We start from the raw sequence: 23,795 nt of genomic DNA on the forward strand, positions 1-23,795 counted from the left end.
CAGGTTTAAAAATAATGGCGTTGATGGAATTTCAGCGCCAGGCAAATGACTCCGACTAATGCACAGCCTGCAAGAAAGGGGACCAGACCAAAAACAGTGCTAACTGCAAAACCCATTTCAATGCGCGGGCGCGAGGCATCATTACCCTGGGCGAGATGTTCAAGTACGCCAGGGGCGTGAACCATCAAACTCAGGATTTGCGCCCCCACCCAGAAGCAGAACAAAATGAATGCGGCATAAGCCAGATTACTCCGGGTAGATCTCTCTGTTTTCGTTGTTGAAACAAGGCCTACCGGAACAACCTGTTTCGACAAACTTATATCAGTCATCACGACCTCCCATGTAACAGTAAAACGATTCAGGCATCGGCCTGATAAATCAATTGCGCTGAGTTTGGCAGGTCATATTGTTTGTCAATATCAGATTGTTGGTAATTTAGGGGGCGGAATAGTCCTGGTTTGCGATTATATGTCTGAGATCACATATTCGTAACTTAGGTGAAATTTTCGTAACATTATGCTGTTTAGCCCGCATCAACGTGCGGTTTATCGCCGCAGGCTATGCCACAATAAGTCCTCTTTTTTGTCCTGACGGGTTGCACCATGTCTGCGAAAACATTGTCTTTAAAAATGCGCCGTGACTGGCACTATTACGCCGTAGCGATTGGCATGATCTTTATTTTGAATGGTGTGATTGGCTTGCTGGGATTTAAAACCGAAGGCTGGCAGAACTATGCAGTCGGGTTGGTGACGTGGGTAATTTGCTTCTGGTTGGCTGGGTTGATCATTCGCCGCCGTCCAGAACCAGAAGAACCGGCGGCAGCGAAAGAGTAGAACTTAAGCTGTAATCGAACTTTTCAGAGCGCTATCTTGCTGGTGGCGCTCAAGAGCCAACTCAATCAAACGCGTAATCAACGTTTGGTAATCTAAGCCGCTTGCTTGCCAGAGTTTTGGATACATGCTGATGTTGGTAAAACCAGGCAGCGTGTTGATCTCATTGATAATAACTTCATTATCAGCAGTCAGGAACACATCCACCCGCGCCATCCCACTGCATTCCAGCGTCTGATAAGCACGTACCGCAATTTCACGGATTTTATCGTTGATATCAGCCTCGATCGCCGCAGGTACTACAACTTGCGCGCCTTTATCATCGATATATTTGGTGTCGTAAGAGTAGAAATCGCTGTTAACAACCACTTCACCGCAAGTGCTGGCTCGTGGTTCATCGTTACCCAACACCGCACATTCAATCTCGCGGCCTTTAATACCAGTTTCCACCACGACTTTACTATCAAATTCGAAAGCTAGTGCCACTGCCGTTTCGTACTGCTCAGCGGAGCTGACTTTACTGACACCGACGGATGAACCCTGATTAGCAGGTTTAATAAACAGCGGCAGGCCGAGTTTGGCCTGGATTTCGGCAAAGCTAGTTTTGTTACGGTTTGCTCGGGTCAGTGTGATAAACGGAGCGATGTTCAGCCCGGCATCTCGCAGCAGACGTTTCGTCACGTCTTTATCCATGCTTACGGCGGAACCCAACACACCAGAACCGACAAACGGTAAGTTAGCCATGCGCAGCATCCCTTGCAGGGAGCCATCTTCGCCCAGCGTTCCATGAACGATTGGGAAAATCACATCCACCGGGGCTAAAAACTGCGCAGAGGAGGATTCAATCAGTTGGTTCTGGGTTTGACCAGGCACCACGGCGACATTTGTTCCGGAGCGATTCAGGGCGATCAATGCCGGATTTTCTGCGTTTAACAGATAGTTCGACGCATCATTGACATGCCACTGGCCTTGTTTATCAATTCCCAGCAACACCACTTCAAACTTTGATTTATCAATGGCGTCGACAATATTTTTCGCTGACTGCAGCGACACTTCGTGTTCTGCTGACTTGCCACCAAACACGATACCCACCCGCAGTTTTGCCATGCCTAAACCCATCCTTAAACTGTGCAAAGGCGGACAACATACCACGCTCATTGCGAGGATTCATGTGCTTCCTGCAGCTTAAAACAACGCAATTTCTATAATGATTATTCCGTAATCAATATTGCATGTTATTAGGGCTTGGCAGTGAAAATACCGGGCAACAACTCGGCTCGATAAAATCAATTTGTATGATAAAGTTCACATTCTTCGCTATTCTTTTTTATCTCACTTATAAAATGTGCACGGTATGGAATCCTGGAAGGTCAATATTATCTCGGTATGGTTCGGGTGTTTTTTTACCGGATTAGCCATTAGCCAAATTCTGCCGTTTTTGCCGCTGTATGTTGAACAACTCGGCGTAACGTCCCATCAAGCATTGTCTATGTGGTCAGGGCTGACCTTCAGCGTGACGTTTCTGGTTTCCGCTATTGTATCGCCAATGTGGGGTAGTCTTGCCGATCGCAAGGGGCGGAAATTAATGCTGCTGCGGGCATCACTGGGGATGGCTGTCGCCATTTTATTACAGGCGTTTGCCACCAACGTCTGGCAACTTTTTATTCTACGAGCCATCATGGGGCTCACCTCTGGCTATATCCCCAATGCGATGGCGTTAGTGGCCTCTCAAGTTCCTCGGGAACGTAGCGGCTGGGCATTAAGTACTCTTTCAACCGCGCAAATTAGTGGGGTTATTGTTGGCCCATTATTGGGTGGATATATGGCCGATACCCTTGGTTTAAGAATGGTCTTTTATGTCACCGCGGCGTTGTTAATGGTCAGTTTTTTAGTGACATTATTCCTGATTAAAGAAGGTGCACGACCTGTAATAAGTAAATCCGACCGTTTGTCAGGCAAAGCCGTGTTTGCTTCACTTCCTTATCCTAAATTAATGATGAGTTTGTTTGTCACCACCATGGTCATTCAGCTTTGTAATGGTTCGGTGGGACCAATACTCACTCTGTTTATCAAACAGCTTTCTCCTGAAAGTAACAATATCGCTTTTATCAGTGGTTTTATTGCGGCAGTTCCCGGTATCTCGGCTCTTATTTCGGCCCCACGATTAGGTAAGTTGGGTGACAGAATTGGCACTGCCCGTGTATTAATGGCAACGTTGATTATTTCAGTCCTATTATTTTTTGCTATGTCATGGGTGACCTCGCCTATGCAATTAGCCGTATTACGTTTTTTACTGGGATTTGCCGATGGCGCGATGCTACCAGCGGTTCAAACGTTGTTAGTGAAGTATTGCAGTGACCAGGTGACCGGGCGGATTTTTGGATATAACCAGTCGTTTATGTATCTGGGGAATGTGATTGGCCCCTTAATTGGTGCGGGTGTATCTGCCATGGCGGGGTATCGCTGGGTATTTATTGCTACGGCGTTGGTGGTGTTACTTAATGTATGGCAGTTGGCCGTGATGTTAAGGCGTAAAAGGCAGCAAGATGCCATGCGAAATCAGATGCTGCCTTAATCTTTAAAGTTTCTGCAAGGTATTACCCCTTTTAAAAGGGACAAAAACCAAGCAAAATTACATCAACCACAAACTATGTTGTTAATTTTAGATCTGAAATAACTGCATGATGATATTTTTAAGTTGTCATCTATAAGATGTTTTTGCGCTCCAACACAAATTTGTTAATCCATATAAAAATAGTCGCCACTCCCTCTAGGCAACATGAAAACAGAATGATAACGTCAGGTTTCAAATCCTTTGGGATAATTATGATGAGAAACCTCATTTCTGAGTTACTGACCAGACTCGCCGAAAAAGAAGAAGAGTCAAAAGAGTTTGTTGCACAGATAGAAGCCCTTGAAATAGTCGTTACTGCCATTCTCCACCGCATGGGGCACCAGGATCAGCAGGCAATAACATCTAGCATTGAAGACTCTTTAGCCAATGTCAAACCCAGTGATACAGTCACATCTTATGACACTGATCTATTGAAGAAATATTTAATCCGACTTCTGAATCGCCCATCAGTTTGAATTTCGGTATTACTCTTTTTTCTGTCTGGTTTTTTATTATTAATACCCTTAATAGTTAATAAGGGTAATTAAGTTGTACTCATCGTTTTTATTTCTCCATTATTCCTCACAGCTGAGTTTCGATAACGGACGAAGCGGCAGAATACCTGCGTCCGGCAGTTCGCCTTTTCGCACTCTACAGACCAAAATTAAAGCATCACATTAAAAAGGGTGGTGCTATGAAAACGGTATTAATGTTCGCTTTATTGGCAGGTATTGTTGGCTCTGCGGGGGCGGCAGACAAAGCGCTGACGCCGCAGCAACAGCGTATGACGACGTGTAATCAAAAAGCCACCGCACAAATCTTAAAAGGGGATGAACGCAAAACCTACATGAGCAACTGCTTAAAAAATAGCGAGTCGCCCCCCGCAGATAAAAGCCTGACCCCGCAACAACAGAAGATGAAAGAGTGTAATGCGCAAGCGGGGCGACAAACCTTATCCGGTGATGTGCGAAAAACCTTCATGGATAATTGCCTGAAAAAACAGCCTAAATAAGCTAAATGGGTGAGACGCTCCGCTGGCTCACCCTAAAAATCATACTTTCCCCCAAAGCATGCTTTCTATAATTACGGCAAATGTTTCAGAATATTCCTAAATATCATGATTAATGATCACAATTCTGGTAGATGGATTCCTGGGGGGCTTATGGACGGTTCAACATACCTCGATGAGGATCGACATCGTTCGGGAAGGCGGTTTGCCCGCCGCCTTTACATACCGAGAACTATTGGGTTAGGGACCGGTTTTTTCTGTGTCGCCTCGGTATTGGTGATGCAGCCAGTATCGGGGTGGTGGTGGTTGTTACTTATCGCCTATGGCTATATCTGGCCGCACTTAGCATGGCAAATGGCCGATCGCGCACCTGACCCAGCCCGGGCAGAAACCCGTAATTTAATGATTGATTCGTTAATGGGCGGCGTATGGATTGGGGTGATGGGAATGAATGCACTCCCATCAGCATTAATCCTCGCGATGATATGCATGAACAATGTCGGTTGCGGTGGATTGAAACTGTTCTTCAACGGCTTGGGCTTTATAGTGCTGAGTTGCCTGTTGACGCTAGGTATGTTCCTAATACCCCTTAATCTAGAAACCATGCCATCTCAGGTCTGGATTTGCTTGCCGTTTTTGTTGATTTACCCGACTTACTTTGGACTGGTCAGTTACCGAACCGCGCTAAAACTTTCCGAGCATAAACGGCGCTTAATGCACATGAGCACTCGTGATGGCATGACCGGCGTATATAACCGTCGTCACTGGGAACATCTGCTGCACGGTGAATATGACAACTGCCAGCGCTATCATCGCAGTGCCACCTTGATTTTGATTGATATTGACCACTTTAAATCAATTAATGATTCATGCGGCCATGATGTAGGTGATGAGGCGATTCTGGCCATTACAGAGCATTTGCAGCTCACTTTGCGCATTACAGATGTTGTCGGACGCTTCGGCGGTGACGAATTTGGCGTGATTATGTCAGGCACGGCGCAAGATAGCGCGATACAGGCCATGGCTCGTGTACGTGACTATCTTGATGAGTTTCGTTTACCGCATGCACCGCATATCTCACTGCGTATCAGTGTCGGTGTGGCAGAGTTTGATCACAGCATGGTGAGCTATCGCGAATGGTTGAAAGCGGCAGATGTTGCGTTGTATAAAGCTAAAAACCTGGGGCGCAGCCGTACTGAAGTGGCCGATATTGCAGCTTAAAACCCCCTCCCGGAAACAGGAGAGGGTAACAAAATTATGATTTGCCCAAGTGTTCTGATTTCGCCATACATTTCACCATGGCTTCCATCACTGCAGCTCTGAACCCTTTTTCTTCCAGAACCTTCACGGCTTCAATAGTGGTGCCGCCTGGCGAGCACACCATATCCTTTAACTCACCAGGATGTTTACCCGTTTCCAGTACCATTTTGGCTGAGCCCATGACGGCCTGCGCAGCAAATTGATAGGCCTGTTTGCGCGGCATCCCCCCTAACACAGCGGCATCAGCCATGGCTTCGATAAACATAAACACATACGCTGGTGCAGAGCCGCTAACCCCCACAACCGGATGGATCATGGTTTCAGACACCACTTCGGCAAGCCCGAAGCTGCGGAAAATGTTAACCGCATCGGCAATATCTTCGGGAGTAGCCAGCGCGTTTGGCGTGATGGACGTCATACCCGCATTCACTAACGCTGGGGTATTGGGCATGGCGCGAATAATTTTGCGATCGTGGCCCAGTGCTTTAGCCAGAGAATCCAGCGTTACGCCCGCAGCAATGGAAATCACCACCGAGTCTTTATTCAGGCTGGAATTGACTTCACTCAGCACTTTTAGCATGACATTTGGTTTCACGGCACCGAAAACAATATCTGCAATTTGTGCCACTTCTTGCGCACTTTCTGCCGCATTAATACCATATTGATCGTGCAACTCTTGCACTTTATCGGGCGAAGGTGTGTAGACCCAGATATTACCAGGAAGCACCTGTCCACTGGCTATCAGACCACCAAGGATGGCTTTCCCCATGTTGCCGCAACCAATAAAACCAATCTTCTTATCCATAGTCTCACTCCATCTTCTGAGTTGTACGATGAGCATAGCTTAACGTGATTTCCGCCGCTTCGGCTAACCGTAAGCAAAGATAAAGTTTGCGATTCTGCAAAAGCACGGCAAGATCGCCACCATAAACCCCGACCCACAGGAATCGTCATGCAAATCTGGGTGGATGCTGATGCGTGTCCAAAAGTGATTAAAGAAGTACTGTTTCGTGCAGCGGAACGCGCACAAATGATGGTAACTCTGGTTGCCAACCAGGGGCTAAAAGTTCCACCATCGCGTTATATCCGCAGCCTGCAAGTGGCAAGCGGATTTGATGTTGCTGATAACGAAATTGTGCGCCGCTGCGAAAAGGGCGACTTAGTCGTCACCGCAGATATTCCTCTGGCCGCTGACGTGCTGGAAAAAGGTGCGATTGCACTGAACCCTCGTGGAGAACTGTACACGCCTGCGACTATCCGGGAACGCCTGACGATGCGCGATTTTATGGATACTTTACGATCCAGTGGTGTACAAACTGGCGGGCCAGACAGCCTCAACCAGCGTGACCGCCAGCTGTTTGCCAACGAACTGGAAAAGTGGCTGCTGGTTGCCAGCCGTTCAAAAGGCGCCTAAAACCGATGTAATTCTATTCCGCGTACTAGCTTGCTGATATGATGATTCGCGTAACGAAAAACGTTATAGATTCAGATTGCTGACAAAGGGTGATAAATGTGTTTTGTAGGGTGGCTAAGCGTTAGCGTCATCCACCATTTACGCCAGTTGTGTCGGATGACGCTGCGCTTATCCGACCTACGAAGACGTTTGTCATCAGTCTCTGGATTTTTACCTACTCAGATTTTTACCAACTCTGGCGTACTGCTGAGGATTAGCCACTGATGACTCAACCCATTTATTTAGTCGGCGCACGAGGTTGTGGCAAAACAACCGTCGGTGTTGCATTAGCGCAGGCATTGGGCTGTAACTTTGTCGATACCGACCATTACCTTTTAGACAGCACCAAAATGAGCGTTGCCGATATTGTGGCAAAAGAGGGCTGGGAAGGTTTTCGTCGTCGTGAATCAGGTGCGCTGCAAAGTGTTACTGCTCCCGGTACGGTTATTGCCACCGGCGGCGGCATGGTTCTGGCCGAAAGTAACCGTCAGTTTATGCGTGAGCATGGTGTCGTCATTTATTTGCGAGCTCCTGCGCAAATCCTGGCATCACGTTTAGAAGCTTTCCCGGAAGAAGGACAGCGTCCAACGCTCACTGGCAGACCTATTACGGATGAAATCGTTGAGGTTCTCGCCGCGCGTGAAGCGCTTTACAACCAGGCTGCACACCATGTCGTTGATGCCACTCGTCCGCCTGCGGAAATTGTTGAAGCGGTGTTGGCGGTACTGCATACGGCTCGAGCCAGCTGATTTTTGTCTATACTTAACGCTCATTCATCTCCAAAGGAAGAGCGATGGCGAGCAATCCTCCATACCCCCGGGAAGCGCGTATAGTTGCCGTTGAAAAAGGTGCGACAGATAAAACTGTGACCTGGTATCAACTTCGAGCCGATCATCCCCATCCTGATACGCTGATTAGTGAGCACGAAAGCGAACAAGAAGCGCTGGATGCTAAACAGCGTTATGAAGATCCGCGAAAGACGTAACATCCCGGCAAGGACGCCAGAATCCCCTCATCTTTTAAGTGAATTCATTGACCTGGTGATTAATCACATCTTTTGCTCAATTCATTTGTTAAATATTCATTACCATGATGTTGTATCAATGTCGTTGACGTTTCGTTGAATATTCCAGCAGGTGCTCTGCAAATATGCTGCTACGCTTTGTGGTTAATTATTGAGCGACCTTCAGCAGAGTATCATTTGTAAGGATTGGTACCAGCGCAGCATTGAGGGGCTGATATGGGACAAGGGCGGAACGAACATGAAACAAACATTGGCAATTATTACCATCGGCGTCGTCCCGGTCAGTGAAATACTGCCGTTACTGACAGATCACATCTCTGAAGATCAAATCAGACACCTCAGTTTACTGGGCCACCTCTCTCACGATGAAGTGATGGCTGAATACGCCCCTACACCGGGAAATGAACCACTTCTGACGCTTTTATCCGGCAACGTGCTGGTTTATGTCGATAAACAAAAAGTTGAGAAGGCGCTGCAGAGTGTGATTGAAGTGCTGGATAATCAGGGCTTCGATGTCATTTTGCTGATGAGCACCCACCGCTTATCGAATCTCTCCGTGCGTAACGGTATTTTGCTCGAGCCGGAACGTATTATCCCACCGCTGGTGGCCTCAATTGTCGATGGGCATCAAGTCGGTATCATCATCCCCGTTCCTGAATTGCTGAAATTTCAGAATAAAAAATGGCAGTTGTTGGAAAACGAGCCGCTGTATGAATTGGCGAATCCCATTCATGGAAGCGAGCAGGATTTAATCGAAGCCGGAAAGAAACTGGTTAAAGATGGTGCGGATGTGCTGGTTCTGGACTGTCTGGGTTTCCACCAAAAACATCGTGATTTGTTGCAAAAATCACTCGATGTTCCGGTATTGTTATCGAACGTGTTAATTGCGCGCTTAGCGTCAGAGTTGCTCGCATAACGACGGTCAATAATTTGCGTGACAGGCTCTTCCGTTCCCCTCTATATTGTTTTTTCAACTATTTTAAAAAGGGCCTGGTTATGCTTCAAAGTAATGAGTACTTTTCCGGTAAAGTGAAATCTATTGGGTTTACCAGCAGCAGCACTGGCCGCGCAAGTGTTGGGGTGATGGTTGAAGGTGAATACACTTTCGGGACCGCCCAACCAGAAGAAATGACAGTGATTAGTGGGGCATTGCACGTGTTACTGCCGGGTGAAACCGAGTGGAAAACCTATGCGGCGGGCACCGTGTTCCATGTTCCAGGACACAGCGAATTCCATTTACAAGTTGCTGAACCTACCTCTTATCTTTGCCGTTATCTGGCTGATAAATAATGTCTTTATTTCCCTCTTCCCGTCGGGAAGAGGGAACAGATTTTAGCGCTGAGCTTCGCCGCCTAACGCTTCCACCAGGTTCTTAATCAACGCCGCCAGTTCACCCGTCATCAGAATAAAATCTGCATCAAAACGAGCACCGAAATCTTCACGGTCAATATCCTCGTTTTGGTCGCGCAGCGTATCGGCAAACTTCAGACGCTTAATTGAACCATCATCGGCAACCAGGAACTGAATACGTTCTTGCCAGTCCAGAGCTAATTTCGTCACCACTTTATCGGCTTCGATATGCGCAGCAATTTCATCGCACACCAGATCCTGCTGCTTACAGCGGATCACACCACCACCTTCGAGAATGGCTTTCAGCTCGGCTTCATCCATCAGCGCAAAGCCTGGAGGTACATCGCCGGAGCGCACCCACTCAGTCAGCGTCAGTTCAATTGGGTTTTCCAGTGCCAACGGGACAACCGGTAGCGAACCGAGGCTTTTACGCAGCAGCGCCAACGTATCTTCAGCTTTCTTGGCGCTGGCACAATCAACCATGATCAAACCGTTTACGGTATCGATCCACATCATCGTTTGGTTAAAACGGCTGAATGCGCGTGGCAGCAAAGAGTGCAGCACTTCATCTTTTAGAGAATCTTTCTCGGTCTTTTTCAGCTTGCGAGCTTGTTCGGCTTCGAGCCTGCTGATTTTTGCTTCCAGCTCTTGTTTAATCACTGGAGCCGGGAGAATTTTTTCTTCTTTACGGGCGCAAATCACAATTTGCCCATTGGCGACATGGGTTAATGAATCGCTGTGTGAGCCCATTGGCGATACCCAACCGGTCTTGGCCATGTCCTGGCTACCGCATGGGGTAAAAGTAAATGCGGCCAACTGCTTTTCCATGTCATCCGCTGAAAGCGTGATGTCACGGCTTAAACGGTAAACCATTAAATTTTTGAACCACAGCATGATTTTTTCCCGGACTGTCAGTTAAACGCAGCGGGCATGATAACGAATCAGGCGCTGTGTTTCATTGTCTTTACGGCGTAACACTTCTATTCTATTGATAATACTAATCAAATGAGGGGGTTGCTGTGCGCATTGGTATCGACCTGGGTGGGACAAAAACAGAAGTGATCGCTCTGGCGAACGACGGAAAGCAACTTTTTCGTCATCGCCTGCCAACACCAAAAAATGATTATCAGCAAACCATCGCAACTATCGTTGAACTCGTGCGTCTGGCTGAAGAGGCTACCGGGGAGAAGGGAACGGTCGGAATGGGTATTCCAGGTTCGATTTCACCCTATACACGCGTGGTCAAAAATGCGAACTCCACCTGGCTTAACGGGCAGCCTTTTGATAAAGATTTGTGCGATGCGCTCCAGCGCGAAGTGCGTTTGGCAAACGATGCCAACTGCCTGGCGGTTTCGGAAGCTATCGACGGAGCGGCGGCTGGTGCGGCGATGGTTTTTGCCGTGATTATTGGTACAGGATGTGGTGCAGGCGTGGCCATTAATGGCCGCAGCCTGATCGGCGGCAACGGCACGGCGGGCGAGTGGGGCCATAACCCATTACCGTGGATGGACGAAGACGAACTCCGTTTTCGTGAAGAAGTGCCTTGCTACTGCGGAAAACAAGGTTGTATCGAAACCTTTATTTCCGGTACTGGTTTCGGCACCGACTACCATCGCCTGAGCGGGAAATCATTGAAAGGCAATGAGATTATGCATCTGGTGGATCAACAAGATCCGATCGCTGAACTGGCGATCTCACGCTATGAAATGCGCCTCGCAAAATCTTTGGCACACATCGTCAATATTCTCGATCCTGATGTGATCGTGTTAGGCGGCGGCATGAGCAACAACGAACGCTTGTACAAAACGGTGCCACAGTTGGTGAAACCGTGGGTGTTTGGTGGCGAATGTGAAACTCCAATCCGCAAAGCAGTGCACGGCGATTCCAGCGGCGTGCGCGGTGCCGCATGGTTGTGGCCGCTGGAGAAGTAAAAGCTGGCGGATGACGCTACGCTTATCTGCCCTACGAGATCTCACATGTAGGTTGGATAAGCGCAGGGTCATCCGATAAAATTACTCGACAGCAAACTCCTTAGCGAGGCGGCTAACACCCAATCCGTTGATCTTCTTAACCTTAATCTGTACCGGAATACGTTCTTTCATTGCCTCAACGTGGCTTATCACGCCGATGGTTTTGCCGCTGGCATTCAGCGTATCTAACGCATCCAGCGCGGTGTCCAGTGTCTCTGCGTCCAGCGTGCCAAAGCCTTCATCAAGGAACAGCGAGTCGATGCGGGTTTTGTGGCTCACCAGGTCGGATAACGCCAGCGCCAGCGCCAGGCTGACCAGGAAACTCTCACCACCTGAAAGCGTGCGAGTGTCGCGCACCGCATCGGCCTGCCATGTATCGACCACTTGCAATTCCAGCGCTTCGCTATCTTTGCGTTGTAACAAATAACGCCCATGCAAACGGTTTAGCTGGTTGTTCGCCAACCACACCAGATTATCGAGCGTCAGCCCCTGGGCAAACTTACGGAATTTATCGCCTTCCTTCGAACCAATTAACGCATTGAGATAGCCCCAGTCTTCAACTTGCTGCTGGCACTCGACGATGGACTGCATCAGCCCTTGCTGGCGTAGGCGATTTTCTGCGTCATGGCTAAGCTGTTGCTGAATCTGTCCTTGTTGCGTGGTGTTCTCGCGCAGTTGCTGATTACACAGCGTTAATTGTGCGTCCAGCAAACTCAGTTCTGCATCGTCAGCAAGCGTAGTTGGGCGAGCCGCTTTATGGTCAGTGAGCGCTTTCTCAGCTTGCTGGCAAAGAATGGTTTGCTGCTGATGCTGTTGCTCAAGATGCTGTTTTTTCTGCTCAAGTTGCTGGCGTTCACTTTCATCGAGTAATGCTGCCTGGAATGACGGTGCATCGGCGAACTGGCTAGCGGCAAGGGCGGACAGGAACTGCTCATTTGCCTGACCCACGCGGGCTTCTTCCTGTTGCAACTGCTGTTGCAGCGTCTTCCACTGGCTCTCCAGCGCAATACAGTCGCTGTGCAAGTTATGCCAGTTTTGCAATGCTGAAATTTGTTCGCTTTCGGATAGCGGAGCGGGCGTGGTGCCATCATCAATCAGCGCATTGAGCAGGTTTTCCAGGGCGTTTAGTTGCTGTTGTAAACGTGGAAGTTGTTCATTGCGCTGTTGCCAGCTTTGGGATTCCTGTTGGCGCTGTTCCAGCCAGCTATGTTCTTCACCGTGAGCGGGATGTTGTAGGCCAGCATTTTCGAGCACGCTATTGAGTGTTTCTCGTTGTGCCGCGGCCTCTGCCGCTAGTTTGCTGTGTTGCAGACGCGTCCGAGCGAGTTGCTCCTCCAGCACGATCCGTTGGCTGAGTTGATGCAGCTGCTGCTCGCGTTTTTCTTCACTTTCCAGCCACTGCTGGAGGTCGTCCTCGGGCTTCAGCGCCAGTTGCAGGCTGGCGCACAGTTGCTGCCAGCGTAGACGTAATGCCTTCTCTTCTTCATCAAGCGTTTTGATGGCGACAACCAGGTTTTCGCGCTGTGAACGCAACGTGTCGAGTTGGCCTTTCATCGCAAAACCAGCTTCCGCAAGGCTGGCAACTTCACGTTTTAGTGCCGTCAGACGCTGCTGATTTTCTCCTGGCTGTATGGCCTGATAATCCGCCACTGCCGGATGCTGCGTGGAACCACACAGCGGGCAAGGTTGATCGGGTTGCAAATGGGCGCGTTCAGCTTCGAGACTGACAATGCGCATTTCCAGTTCGCATACTTTTTCCAGGTCACTTTCATGCTGGCGGCGCTCTTTGTATTGCTGGCGTTTGAGTGCCAGCTCGACATCGCCTTGAGTGATCTGTTTTTCAAGCGCAGTAATATCTTGTTGCTGCTGGATTTTTCGCTTGTGAAGTGAGGCAAGTTGCGGCTGTAAAGCAGCAAGCTGCTGGCGCAAAGGGCGCGCGGTAATCGTTGCTTGTAAATGAGTACTCACTTCATCAGCAGTGAGCGTAAGCTCAACGGCTGGCAGCAGTTCCAGCTTTTTCTGGCTAGTTTCAATATCACGCTGCAAGGTCTGTAGCTGGCTGGCATCGCGTTGTTGTTGATTGAATGCCATGCGCCAGCCTGCAAGTTCAGCGCCCCACAGGCGGTACCTGTCATGCGTTTTCAGCCAGGCTTGCAGCTCGCTGTTTTCATGCGCCAGTTTTGCTGCCTGGCTTGCGGCGGCCTGCCGGGTCTGCTGGCGTCGCACTGTCGCTTGATGTAAGCGAGTATTCACTTCTTCGCTTTGTACGCGGGTGTTTTGCAGCGTGGCCTGTAATTCCTGCAAGCGTTGCCAGTCAGGGCGCAGTTTTTCTGCGGGCTGGGCTCGTGTTAGTTTTTCGAGAAGCGGCGCTGCTTCTTCGATTGCGCGAGTTGCCGCATTCAGTGCCGTTCCCGCATGCGAATGTTTTTGAGTCAACAGGTCGAGTTGGCTGAGCCATTGCTGGTGTTGCTGAAGTGTCTGCTGTTCAGCCAGGCGGTTTTTTTCTTCTGTAGTAAGTGCCTGCAAACTCTCTGAAAGCTGCTGGCGCTGGGATTCATCCAGAAGTGCTACACCTGCTGCCTGCGCTTGCAGGTTCTCTAATTGGCTGCGTACATTTTTATGATTTTCGAACACCGCCGCAGAAACTGTACCGTAAATTTCAGTACCGGTGAGTTCTTCAAGCAATGAGGCACGGTCATTGGCGTCGGCATTTAAAAACGCCGCAAACTGCCCCTGAGAAAGCATCATGGAGCGGGTGAAGCGGTCGTAATCGAGTCCGGTCAATTTGGCGGTGATATCGAGCTTATCTTTCACTTTATCGGCGATGATCTTGCCGCTTTCTACTTCAGCCAGCTCAACGCGCGGGGCTTGCAGATTGCCGTTGGCCGCATTACGCGCCCGGTTCTGGCTCCAGAATGCGCGGTAGGCAACACCTTTTACTTCAAATTCCACTTCCGCCAGACACTCGGCAGTGTCGCGGGTCATCAGGTCATTCTGCGATTGCGAGACCGTGTTGAGACGTGGCGTTTTGTGATAAAGCGCGAGGCAGACAGCATCAAGTAGCGTAGTTTTACCCGCTCCTGTTGGCCCGGTGATGGCAAACAAACCATTGCTGGCGAAAGGCTCGCGGGTGAAATCAATTTTCCATTCCCCTTTCAGGGAGTTGAGGTTTTTCAATCGCAGACTGAGGATTTTCATGCTTGTTCCTCCGCGTCATGCAGGCTGGCGACCGTTTGGGCAAACAGAGTGCGCAGGCGTTTTGCGCGTTCTTCAGTGGTTTCTTCCTGAACCAGGCGGCGTTCAAAAACCTCTTCAACCGTCAATTCACTTAGGGTTTCTTTATGTTGTTGAGCAATAACACGCTCGCGCTGCTCACGGCTACGGCGCAGCAAAACCACTTCAACAGGTAGCGTTTCGGTTAGCTGTTGAATATGGCGCTGCATATCATGCAGATATTCATCGGTGGCGATTTCAATATCCAGCCACACTTTGGGTTCTGTCGGTGCATCGCGCCATTGTTCAAGCTGCTGTTCAATTTCGTTCAGCGAACCTTTGATCACCGCCAGCGGCTGGCTAACTGGTACCGTAAGTGGGGTGACTTCATGAAGTTTACCTTCTGAAAATTCAACCAGATAAACACTTTTAGTCTTACCGGTTTCGTCAAAACTTAACGGTATTGGTGAGCCGCTGTAGCGGATATGCTCGGTGCCACCAATTAATTGCGCACGGTGAATATGGCCCAGGGCAATGTAATCGGCATCCGGGAAATGCTGCGCCGGGAAAGCGTCGAGTGTGCCAATATAGATGTCTCGCACGGCGTCACTTTTCGTCACGCCGACGGTGGTTAAATGCCCGGTGGCGATAATTGGCAACTGCGCGTCAGCGCGCAGAACGCAAGCGGCGCTAAAACACTGCTGATAATGTTCACCGATCGCTTCCATTAATGAACGCTGCTTTTCATGGCCGGATAAACCCGCCAGACTGTTTTGAATATCGCGTGGCCGCAGAAAGGGAATAGGGCAGAGAATAGCACCAGGCGCGCCATCTTTCGTATTCAGTACAATTGCCTGCTGGCTGGTATCGTGGCGTGCGCTGGCGACGACATAAGTGTTAAGACACGCCATCAGTTCACGGGACTCGTTCAATGTGGCAACTGAGTCATGGTTACCGGCGAGCACCACCAGTGAGCAGCCGGTAGACTGGAGTTGCACCACAAAGCGGTTATACAGTTCTCGCGCATAGCTTGGTGGCGAGCCAGTATCAAAAATATCGCCCGCGACGATTATTGCATCCACATCATGTTCAACGGCAGCTTTCAGCAGCCATTCAAGAAAAGCCTGATGCTCCGGCCCGCGGCTTTTGGTATAAAAATTTTGACCAAGGTGCCAGTCTGATGTGTGAATTATGCGCATAACCTGTCCGGTGGCTTAAAAGCGAGGCCTCGATTATAAGGGGGCGAGGCGGAAAACGGCATAGGTCTCTGTGTCATAAATCAAATTGATGAGTCACTAAACAGTCATGTTTTTCATAAATCTGTCATAAATCTGACGCATAATGGCGCCGCATTGAAACAACTATAATTATTCCTTGAGCAGGGCGAATCATGGCGAAGCGTATTTTAGTCGTAGAAGATGAAGCTCCAATCCGTGAAATGGTGAGCTTTGTGCTTGAGCAAAACGGTTTTCAGCCTGTAGAAGCGGAAGATTATGACAGTGCAGTGAATCTGCTTATCGAACCCTTCCCGGACCTGATTTTACTGGACTGGATGTTGCCAGGCGGCTCGGGTATTCAGTTTATCAAGCACCTGAAGCGTGAAGCATTGACGCGGGAAATCCCGGTAATGATGCTGACAGCACGTGGTGAAGAAGAAGATCGCGTGCGTGGCCTGGAAGTTGGTGCCGATGACTATATTACCAAGCCGTTTTCACCGAAGGAGCTGGTGGCGCGCATTAAAGCTGTGATGCGCCGAATCTCTCCGATGGCGGTGGAAGAGGTTATTGAGATGCACGGGCTGAGCCTTGACCCTTCATCACATCGCGTGATGACCGGTGAAAACCCGCTGGATATGGGGCCAACTGAATTTAAGTTATTACACTTCTTTATGACGCATCCGGAACGGGTATATAGCCGTGAACAGTTGCTTAACCATGTATGGGGCACCAATGTGTATGTCGAAGACAGAACAGTGGACGTACATATCAGGCGGTTGCGTAAAGCGCTCGAACATAGCGGGCATGATCGAATGGTACAAACAGTACGCGGTACGGGTTATCGGTTCTCAACCCGCTTTTAGTTCCTTATCAGGAGAGTGACGCGTGCTGGAACGGCTGTCATGGAAAAGGTTGGTGATGGAGCTGCTGCTCTGTTGCTTACCTGCTGTCATCTTGGGCCTTATTTTTGGCTATTTACCCTGGTTTTTATTACTGGCGGTCACAGGACTGCTGGTTTGGCATTTCTGGAATTTGCTTCGTTTGTCGTGGTGGTTGTGGGTTGATCGCAGTATGACACCGCCCCCTGGTCGCGGGAGCTGGGATCCGTTGTTATACGGTCTTCATCAAATGCAGCTGCGTAATAAAAAACGCCGTAAAGAATTAGGCAATTTAATCAAACGCTTTCGCAGCGGTGCGGAATCACTGCCCGATGCGGTAGTGCTGACTACCGAAGAAGGGACCATTTTTTGGTGTAACGGGCTGGCCCAACAGTTGTTGGGGTTACGCTGGCCGGACGATAACGGGCAGAACATCCTTAACTTGCTGCGTTACCCTGAATTTACCCGCTATTTGACGCAAAAAGATTTCGCCCGGCCGTTGACGCTGGTGCTTAACAATGGCCGTCATCTGGAATTCCGTGTGATGCCATACAGCGACGAGCAGTGGCTGATGGTGGCACGTGATGTCACGCAGATGCACCAACTGGAAGGGGCGCGACGTAACTTTTTTGCCAACGTTAGCCATGAACTGCGTACTCCGTTGACGGTACTGCAAGGTTATCTGGAGATGATGCAGGATCAGGCGCTTGAAGGGCCGCTGCGCGATAAGGCTCTGGGCACCATGCGCGAGCAAACTTCGCGGATGGAAGGTCTGGTGAAACAGCTTTTGACGCTATCTAAAATTGAAGCGGCACCGGCAATGGTGCTCAATGAAAAGATTGATGTGCCACTGATGCTGCGTGTGGTGGAGCGAGAAGCACAAACCCTGAGTCAGCAAAGGCAGACGCTAAAGTTCGATATTGATCCCTCACTCAAAGTCTTCGGTAATGAAGAACAGTTACGCAGCGCGATTTCAAACCTGGTGTACAACGCGGTAAACCATACGCCGGAAGGGACGCAAATTACCGTGAGCTGGAAACGGGTCGCGGGTGGTGTGGGCTTTAGCGTGGCGGATACTGGTCCTGGTATTTCTGCGGAACATATCCCACGCCTGACCGAGCGGTTCTATCGAGTGGATAAAGCGCGTTCAAGGCAAACAGGTGGTAGTGGGTTAGGCTTGGCAATAGTGAAACATGCGTTAAGCCATCACGATGCGCGTCTGAATATCGAAAGCCAGCCAGGGAAAGGTTCCACGTTTTCCTTTGTGTTGCCTGAGCGTTTAATCGTTAACGATAAAGTGCTGTAAGCCGCGTAAGTTATGACACTGATGACAAGTTTTTCGTAGATCGGATAAGCGAAGCGTCATCCGACACTTCTCTCTGTAACAACTGGCGCAAATGGTGGATGACGATATCGCTTATCTACCCTGCAAAACCCGTTTATCGCTGAATAGTGTCAAAATAACTTTCCACAGGTCAGCTTGCTGGCCTGTGTTTTTTTTGCCCACATGTAAATCAAAAAAGCTTAATTGGTGATATTTTAACCACACAAAAAACCATACAATTTTCTAATGTATAAACAAATCCACTGATTTTAAGTCTAATTTAAGGAGATCAATCTGGTTTTTGGATCCCTTCTTGCCTTCAAACGCTATAAGCGTTTTAATTGCGCCCCTGTGAATAGCAGACCGACTGGATTTGAGTGGTAATTCAAACAACTATTCTTCGCCACCGATCCCGGAAAGGATTTTCCGCTGTCGTTACTGCCAATCACCGCTTTTATGCCGATGTATGACTGTCTAAGGATTGGCAAATACACGCATAAAAATTTGAATACTTACAACACCACACATCCACAGGCTGCCAAAATTTTATGACCCATCATCTGAAATCTCGAGACATCCTCGCGCTAGGCTTTATGACCTTTGCGCTGTTTGTCGGCGCAGGCAATATCATTTTTCCACCAATGGTGGGGTTACAAGCTGGCGAACACGTCTGGATTGCCTCACTTGGCTTCCTGGTGACCGCGGTTGGTCTGCCCGTTTTAACTATCGTCGCGATTGCTCGTGTCGGTGGGGGTATTGATAGCCTGAGCTCACCGATTGGCCGTCGTGCCGGTGTGCTGTTAGCGACTATTTGTTACCTGGCGGTTGGCCCATTGTTTGCCACCCCGCGTACGGCTACTGTTTCCTTCGAAGTCGGGATTGCACCACTGGTGGGGTCGGGTGAACTGCCACTGTTTATCTACAGTCTGGTTTACTTCGCGATTGTTATCGGTATTTCACTGTATCCAGGTAAATTGCTGGACACCGTTGGCCACGTGCTGGCTCCGGTGAAAATCGTTGCGCTCCTGGCGCTGGCGGCGGGTGCAATGCTGTGGCCAGCAGGCGGTATCAGCACTGCGACTGAGGCGTATCAGAATGCGGCGTTTGCTAACGGTTTTGTGAATGGCTATCTGACGATGGATACCCTGGCTTCGCTGGTGTTCGGGATTGTGATTGTTAACGCGGCACGTTCCCGTGGCGTGACTGAATCCCGCTTGCTGACACGCTATACCATTTTGGCTGGCCTGATTGCTGGTGTTGGCTTAACGCTGATTTACCTTGCGCTGTTCCGCCTGGGTTCTGATAGCGCTACGCTGGTCGCTGACCAAAATGCCAACGGTGCTGCGATCCTGCATGCCTATGTGGCTCATACCTTCGGTAGTGCTGGTAGCTTCTTCCTCGCCGCGCTGATTTTCCTTGCCTGCATGGTCACGGCAGTTGGCCTGACTTGTGCGTGTGCTGAGTTCTTCAGCCAGTATCTGCCACTGTCTTACCGTTCGCTGGTGTTTATCCTTGGCTTGTTCTCGATGGTGGTTTCTAACCTCGGGTTGAGTCACCTGATTCAGGTTTCAATTCCGGTGCTGACGGCGATTTACCCGCCGTGTATTGCGCTGGTGGTGCTGAGTTTCACCCGTCCGTGGTGGCATAACTCAACCCGCGTGATTGCGCCAGCGATGGTCATCAGCACCTTGTTTGGCATCATGGACGGGATTAAAGCTTCGGCAATCAGCGATATTTTACCCGCGTGGACTTCCCACTTGCCGCTGTCCGAACAGGGCCTGGCATGGTTGCTTCCGACCATTATCATGGTGGTAATTACCATCGTATGGGACCGCGCCGCAGGGCGACAGGTGGCCTCCGCCGCCCACTAAAAATTATAATTTTGTACAACCACGGGGCTTTGCTCCGTGGTTTTTTTTATTGTTAAGCAGGGTTGGAATTAATGGAAAACGCTAATAAGCTCAAGCGCGGCTTGAGTACCCGGCACATACGCTTTATGGCGTTGGGTTCGGCAATTGGCACCGGGCTGTTTTATGGTTCGGCAGACGCTATCAAAATGGCAGGGCCAAGTGTGTTGTTGGCCTACATCATCGGTGGGGTGGCGGCTTACATCATTATGCGCGCCCTTGGCGAGATGTCGGTTCATAACCCTTCCGCCAGTTCATTTTCACGCTATGCGCAAGATAACCTCGGCCCGCTGGCAGGTTACATCACCGGCTGGACTTACTGTTTTGAGATCCTGATTGTCGCAATTGCCGACGTCACCGCATTTGGTATCTATATGGGGCTGTGGTTCCCGGCGGTACCACATTGGGTCTGGGTATTGAGCGTAGTGCTAATTATCTGCGCCATTAACCTGATGAGCGTCAAAGTGTTTGGCGAGCTGGAATTTTGGTTCTCTTTCTTCAAAGTCGCGACCATTATCATCATGATTGCTGCCGGTATTGGCATCATCGTTTGGGGTATTGGTAACGGTGGTCAGCCAACTGGTATCCATAATTTGTGGAGCAATGGCGGCTTCTTCAGCAATGGCTGGATAGGCATGATTATGTCGTTGCAGATGGTGATGTTTGCTTACGGCGGGATTGAAATTATCGGTATCACTGCGGGTGAAGCGAAAGACCCGCAGAAGTCGATTCCTCGCGCCATCAACTCTGTTCCGCTACGTATCCTGGTGTTCTATGTGGGCACGCTGTTTGTCATCATGTCTATCTATCCGTGGAACCAGGTGGGCACGGAAGGCAGCCCGTTTGTATTGACGTTCCAGCATATGGGGATTACGGCTGCGGCAGGGATTCTTAACTTCGTGGTGATCACCGCATCGCTTTCAGCCATTAACAGTGATGTCTTCGGTGTCGGCCGCATGTTGCACGGTATGGCAGAGCAGGGCAGTGCCCCGAAAGTGTTCGCCAAAACATCACGCAACGGTATTCCGTGGGTCACTGTGTTGGTCATGTGCTGCGCACTGTTACTGGCGGTGGTGCTCAATTACCTGATTCCAGAAAACGTTTTCCTGGTGATTGCTTCGCTGGCGACCTTTGCCACGGTGTGGGTTTGGATAATGATCCTGCTGTCGCAGATCGCGTTCCGTCGCAAGCTATCCCCTGAAGAAACTAAAGCGCTCAAATTCCCGGTACCGGGCGGCGTGGTAACCACCATTGTGGGCCTGGTGTTCCTGGTGTTTATTATCGCGCTGATTGGCTGGCATCCTGACACGCGCATCTCGCTGTATGTCGGCTGCGTGTGGATTGTGTTGCTGCTGGTTGGCTGGATGTTTAAACGTCGTCAAATACTCGCCACAAACTCGTAAGCGTCTTACAGGGTGGACTAGCGTTAGCAAAATCCACCCTATAACTTACATTTCTGGGCACTCTACTTTACTTATTGCTTCCCAGTAGTTTTTCTCGTTGTTGCGTTCAAGTGCAATTCTCGCGTCGCGGATATACATTTTGTTATCTTCGTTGGCGAGAATTTTGTTCCCCCAGGCTTCATCCGTCATTTTCTTTTGTGGATGGCAGGTCTTTTTTAAATCCGCAGTAATCTGTTGTTTATACTTTCCAAATTGCAGCGATTCATAAGGCGAGGCAGCCAACGTGTTGGCGGAATAAAATACGAACAGAAGCAAGGAAAGGCTACGGGCAATAGTCATGGCGAGCTCCTTGATGCAGGGCAGATGGAGTAAGAATATTCTCACTATAGGTATCGCTAACTTATTAAGCAACCGACGCTATTTCTCCGCCCCCGCTTTCCTCCCCCAATAAAAATAGTAATGATGAGTGATAAGCGCTTACGCTGTGGCAAGGTGGCGTCAATTTATTCTCTGGGAAAGCGATTATGTTTAATGCCTGGCACCTTCCGGTGCCCCCTTTTATTCAGACACGTAAAGACAAGCTGTACATCAGTTTGTGGGTTTCTGGTGATGATTTGCCGCACCGCGTGGTACTCCGTTATGAAAAGGATAACGAAGAAACCTCGGTACAGATGACTCGCCAGAAAGCCGCACCCGCTGAAGGTATTGTCGCCTGGCGCGGAGTGATTGATTTATCGGAAGGGCAACCGCGACGCCGCTACAGTTTTAAAATGTTGTGGCTGGATAAACAGCGCTGGTTAACGCCACAAGGTATCGGGTCGATCCCGCCGGCACGTCTTGAGCAGTTTGCGGTCGATCTGCCTGACGATGGCCCACAATGGGTACAGGATCAGATCTTCTACCAGATTTTCCCCGATCGTTTTGCCCGCAGTGAACAACGTACTCCGGAACAGGATCGGATCTATTATCACCACGCCGCAAAGCGCGACATTATCTTGCGTGACTGGGATGAGCCGCTGATCGCGGACGCAGGCGGATCGACCTTCTATGGTGGCGATCTTGACGGTATCAGTGAAAATCTTTCGTATCTGAAGACGCTGGGTGTCACTGCGCTGTATCTCAACCCGATTTTTACCGCGCCGAGCGTCCATAAATACGATACTCAGGATTATCGCCACGTCGACGTGCAGTTTGGTGGCGATCACGCCTATTTGCGGTTGCGTAAAAACACTCAGCGTTACGGTATGCGCCTGATGCTCGACGGTGTGTTTAACCACAGCGGCGATACTCACCAATGGTTTGACCGCCAACAAACACACGGCAGCGGTGCGAGCCACAACCCGCAATCACCCTGGCGCGATTTTTACAGTTATAACCAGGAGGGGCAAGCGCTCGACTGGCTCGGCTATTCCAGTTTGCCAAAGCTGGATTACCACTCCTCCAACCTGGTTGACGAGATTTACCAGGGCGACGAAAGCGTGGTGCGCCATTGGTTGCGTGAACCGTGGGGCATAGACGGCTGGCGGTTGGATGTGGTGCATATGCTAGGCGAAGAGGGTGGCGCGAAAAACAACCTGCTGCACGTTTCCGGTATCACCAAAGCGGCGAAAGAAACCAAATCTGATGCCTATATTTTGGGTGAACATTTTGGCGACGCCCGCCAGTGGTTGCAGACAGATGCCGAAGATGCGGCGATGAACTATCGCGGTTTCACCTTCCCGCTGTGGGGATTTCTTGCCAACACCGATATTTCCTATGATCCGCAACATATCGACGCACAAACCTGTATGGCGTGGATGGATGAATATCGTGCGGGGCTTTCTCATCAGCAGCAACTGCGCATGTTTAACCAGCTCGACAGCCACGACACCGCACGCTTCAAGTCGATCCTTGGCAAGGATGCGGCACGCTTACCTCTGGCCGTCGTGTGGCTGTATTGCTGGCCCGGCGTGCCTTGCGTCTACTATGGTGATGAAGTGGGTTTAGATGGTAATAACGATCCGTTTTGCCGTAAACCTTTCCCATGGAATCCGGATCAACAAGATCTGGGGCTACTGGCACTTTATCAACGGCTCGGAAAATTACGCCACAAAAGCCGCGCCTTGCGCCACGGCGGTTGCCAGGTAATTTACGCCGAGGGCGACGTGGTGGTATTCGTTCGTGTCTGGCAAAACGAACGTGTGCTGGTGGCGATTAACCGTGGCGATGAAGCACTGAGAACGCTGCCGTGGAACCCGCTGTTGCACGGCAAAGCGTGGACACAGCTTGAAGGCGAGGCGACGTTAGAAAATTGCGCACTGTCGCTACCTGCGGTCTCCGTTTCATTGTGGCATAGTCTCTAGC

Annotated in this window: 23 protein-coding genes; 16 read left to right on the top strand and 7 right to left on the bottom strand. The window is 49.9% G+C overall.

What is annotated here, in order from left to right:
- Window positions 1–5 precede the first annotated feature (5 nt).
- Window positions 6–329, bottom strand: a complete 324-nt coding sequence (locus EC843_RS12360) for a DUF2755 family protein (protein ID WP_064549248.1) — start codon at window positions 327–329, stop codon at window positions 6–8.
- Window positions 330–602: 273 nt separating this feature from the next.
- Here EC843_RS12360 and EC843_RS12365 point away from each other — a divergent pair, with 273 nt between their 5' ends.
- Window positions 603–833, top strand: a complete 231-nt coding sequence (locus EC843_RS12365) for a DUF2754 family protein (RefSeq protein WP_064549245.1) — start codon at window positions 603–605, stop codon at window positions 831–833.
- Window positions 834–836: 3 nt separating this feature from the next.
- Here the strand turns inward: EC843_RS12365 and ddlA are convergent, their stop codons facing one another.
- On the bottom strand, window positions 837–1,937 hold the full coding sequence (ddlA, locus tag EC843_RS12370) for a D-alanine--D-alanine ligase (RefSeq protein ID WP_121814243.1): 1,101 nt from the start codon (window positions 1,935–1,937) through the stop codon (window positions 837–839).
- A gap of 247 nt (window positions 1,938–2,184) precedes the next feature.
- Here ddlA and EC843_RS12375 point away from each other — a divergent pair, with 247 nt between their 5' ends.
- The 4 genes from EC843_RS12375 (at window position 2,185) to adrA (ending at window position 5,674) form a co-directional block, all read left to right on the top strand.
- A complete protein-coding gene (locus EC843_RS12375) occupies window positions 2,185–3,405 on the top strand; it encodes a multidrug efflux MFS transporter (protein ID WP_064549239.1) in 1,221 nt (406 codons plus the stop codon).
- A 254-nt stretch (window positions 3,406–3,659) separates the two neighbouring features.
- Entirely contained in the window at window positions 3,660–3,920 is a 261-nt protein-coding gene (gene iraP, locus EC843_RS12380) for an anti-adapter protein IraP (RefSeq protein ID WP_064549344.1), read from the top strand.
- A 218-nt stretch (window positions 3,921–4,138) separates the two neighbouring features.
- Window positions 4,139–4,456: a PsiF family protein gene (locus tag EC843_RS12385; protein WP_064549236.1), complete on the top strand. Its 318-nt coding sequence runs from the start codon at window positions 4,139–4,141 to the stop codon at window positions 4,454–4,456.
- Window positions 4,457–4,606: 150 nt separating this feature from the next.
- Window positions 4,607–5,674, top strand: a complete 1,068-nt coding sequence (gene adrA / locus EC843_RS12390) for a diguanylate cyclase AdrA (protein ID WP_064549233.1) — start codon at window positions 4,607–4,609, stop codon at window positions 5,672–5,674.
- A 34-nt stretch (window positions 5,675–5,708) separates the two neighbouring features.
- Here the strand turns inward: adrA and proC are convergent, their stop codons facing one another.
- Window positions 5,709–6,518 (bottom strand): pyrroline-5-carboxylate reductase, encoded by an 810-nt coding sequence (gene proC / locus EC843_RS12395; RefSeq protein ID WP_064549230.1) that lies wholly within the window; start codon window positions 6,516–6,518, stop codon window positions 5,709–5,711.
- Between the two features lie 147 nt (window positions 6,519–6,665).
- Here proC and EC843_RS12400 point away from each other — a divergent pair, with 147 nt between their 5' ends.
- The 5 genes from EC843_RS12400 to ppnP all read left to right on the top strand — a co-directional run bounded on the left by EC843_RS12400 (window position 6,666) and on the right by ppnP (window position 9,480).
- On the top strand, window positions 6,666–7,127 hold the full coding sequence (locus EC843_RS12400; RefSeq protein ID WP_133522318.1) for a YaiI/YqxD family protein: 462 nt from the start codon (window positions 6,666–6,668) through the stop codon (window positions 7,125–7,127).
- Between the two features lie 263 nt (window positions 7,128–7,390).
- On the top strand, window positions 7,391–7,915 hold the full coding sequence (gene aroL / locus EC843_RS12405; protein WP_133522319.1) for a shikimate kinase AroL: 525 nt from the start codon (window positions 7,391–7,393) through the stop codon (window positions 7,913–7,915).
- A 44-nt stretch (window positions 7,916–7,959) separates the two neighbouring features.
- Entirely contained in the window at window positions 7,960–8,151 is a 192-nt protein-coding gene (locus EC843_RS12410; protein ID WP_121814240.1) for a YaiA family protein, read from the top strand.
- 277 nt (window positions 8,152–8,428) lie between these two features.
- Window positions 8,429–9,106 carry an AroM family protein gene (locus EC843_RS12415; protein WP_133522320.1) on the top strand — a complete coding sequence of 226 codons (678 nt, stop codon included), beginning with the start codon at window positions 8,429–8,431 and terminating at the stop codon, window positions 9,104–9,106.
- A gap of 80 nt (window positions 9,107–9,186) precedes the next feature.
- Complete coding sequence (ppnP, locus tag EC843_RS12420; protein ID WP_034457894.1) at window positions 9,187–9,480, top strand: pyrimidine/purine nucleoside phosphorylase; 294 nt, start codon at window positions 9,187–9,189, stop codon at window positions 9,478–9,480.
- Between the two features lie 42 nt (window positions 9,481–9,522).
- Here ppnP and rdgC read toward each other — a convergent pair whose 3' ends face one another.
- Window positions 9,523–10,434 (bottom strand): recombination-associated protein RdgC, encoded by a 912-nt coding sequence (rdgC, locus tag EC843_RS12425; protein ID WP_064549221.1) that lies wholly within the window; start codon window positions 10,432–10,434, stop codon window positions 9,523–9,525.
- A gap of 125 nt (window positions 10,435–10,559) precedes the next feature.
- Here rdgC and mak point away from each other — a divergent pair, with 125 nt between their 5' ends.
- On the top strand, window positions 10,560–11,471 hold the full coding sequence (gene mak, locus EC843_RS12430; protein ID WP_064549218.1) for a fructokinase: 912 nt from the start codon (window positions 10,560–10,562) through the stop codon (window positions 11,469–11,471).
- A gap of 81 nt (window positions 11,472–11,552) precedes the next feature.
- On the opposite strand, the gene sbcC is transcribed toward mak, so the two are convergent.
- A complete protein-coding gene (gene sbcC, locus EC843_RS12435; protein ID WP_133522321.1) occupies window positions 11,553–14,708 on the bottom strand; it encodes an exonuclease subunit SbcC in 3,156 nt (1,051 codons plus the stop codon).
- Window positions 14,705–15,922, bottom strand: a complete 1,218-nt coding sequence (gene sbcD, locus EC843_RS12440; protein ID WP_064549215.1) for an exonuclease subunit SbcD — start codon at window positions 15,920–15,922, stop codon at window positions 14,705–14,707. The genes sbcC and sbcD overlap by 4 nt, the downstream gene beginning before the upstream one ends.
- 191 nt (window positions 15,923–16,113) lie before the next feature.
- Here sbcD and phoB point away from each other — a divergent pair, with 191 nt between their 5' ends.
- From phoB to proY, 4 genes are all read left to right on the top strand, one after another.
- Window positions 16,114–16,803: a phosphate response regulator transcription factor PhoB gene (gene phoB / locus EC843_RS12445; RefSeq protein ID WP_064549213.1), complete on the top strand. Its 690-nt coding sequence runs from the start codon at window positions 16,114–16,116 to the stop codon at window positions 16,801–16,803.
- A gap of 22 nt (window positions 16,804–16,825) precedes the next feature.
- Window positions 16,826–18,124: a phosphate regulon sensor histidine kinase PhoR gene (phoR, locus tag EC843_RS12450; protein WP_064549211.1), complete on the top strand. Its 1,299-nt coding sequence runs from the start codon at window positions 16,826–16,828 to the stop codon at window positions 18,122–18,124.
- Between the two features lie 566 nt (window positions 18,125–18,690).
- Entirely contained in the window at window positions 18,691–20,013 is a 1,323-nt protein-coding gene (gene brnQ, locus EC843_RS12455) for a branched-chain amino acid transporter carrier protein BrnQ (protein ID WP_064549209.1), read from the top strand.
- Window positions 20,014–20,084: 71 nt separating this feature from the next.
- Window positions 20,085–21,452 carry a proline-specific permease ProY gene (proY, locus tag EC843_RS12460; protein WP_064549207.1) on the top strand — a complete coding sequence of 456 codons (1,368 nt, stop codon included), beginning with the start codon at window positions 20,085–20,087 and terminating at the stop codon, window positions 21,450–21,452.
- Window positions 21,453–21,497: 45 nt separating this feature from the next.
- Here the strand turns inward: proY and EC843_RS12465 are convergent, their stop codons facing one another.
- Window positions 21,498–21,791 carry a YicS family protein gene (locus EC843_RS12465; RefSeq protein ID WP_064549205.1) on the bottom strand — a complete coding sequence of 98 codons (294 nt, stop codon included), beginning with the start codon at window positions 21,789–21,791 and terminating at the stop codon, window positions 21,498–21,500.
- A 185-nt stretch (window positions 21,792–21,976) separates the two neighbouring features.
- On the opposite strand from EC843_RS12465, the gene malZ reads away from it, so the two are divergent.
- Window positions 21,977–23,794 (top strand): maltodextrin glucosidase, encoded by a 1,818-nt coding sequence (gene malZ, locus EC843_RS12470; protein WP_133522322.1) that lies wholly within the window; start codon window positions 21,977–21,979, stop codon window positions 23,792–23,794.
- The last annotated feature ends 1 nt before the right edge of the window (window position 23,795 follow it).

It is taken from the genome of Buttiauxella sp. JUb87, assembly GCF_004361975.1.
GTDB classification, from domain to species: domain Bacteria; phylum Pseudomonadota; class Gammaproteobacteria; order Enterobacterales; family Enterobacteriaceae; genus Buttiauxella; species Buttiauxella ferragutiae.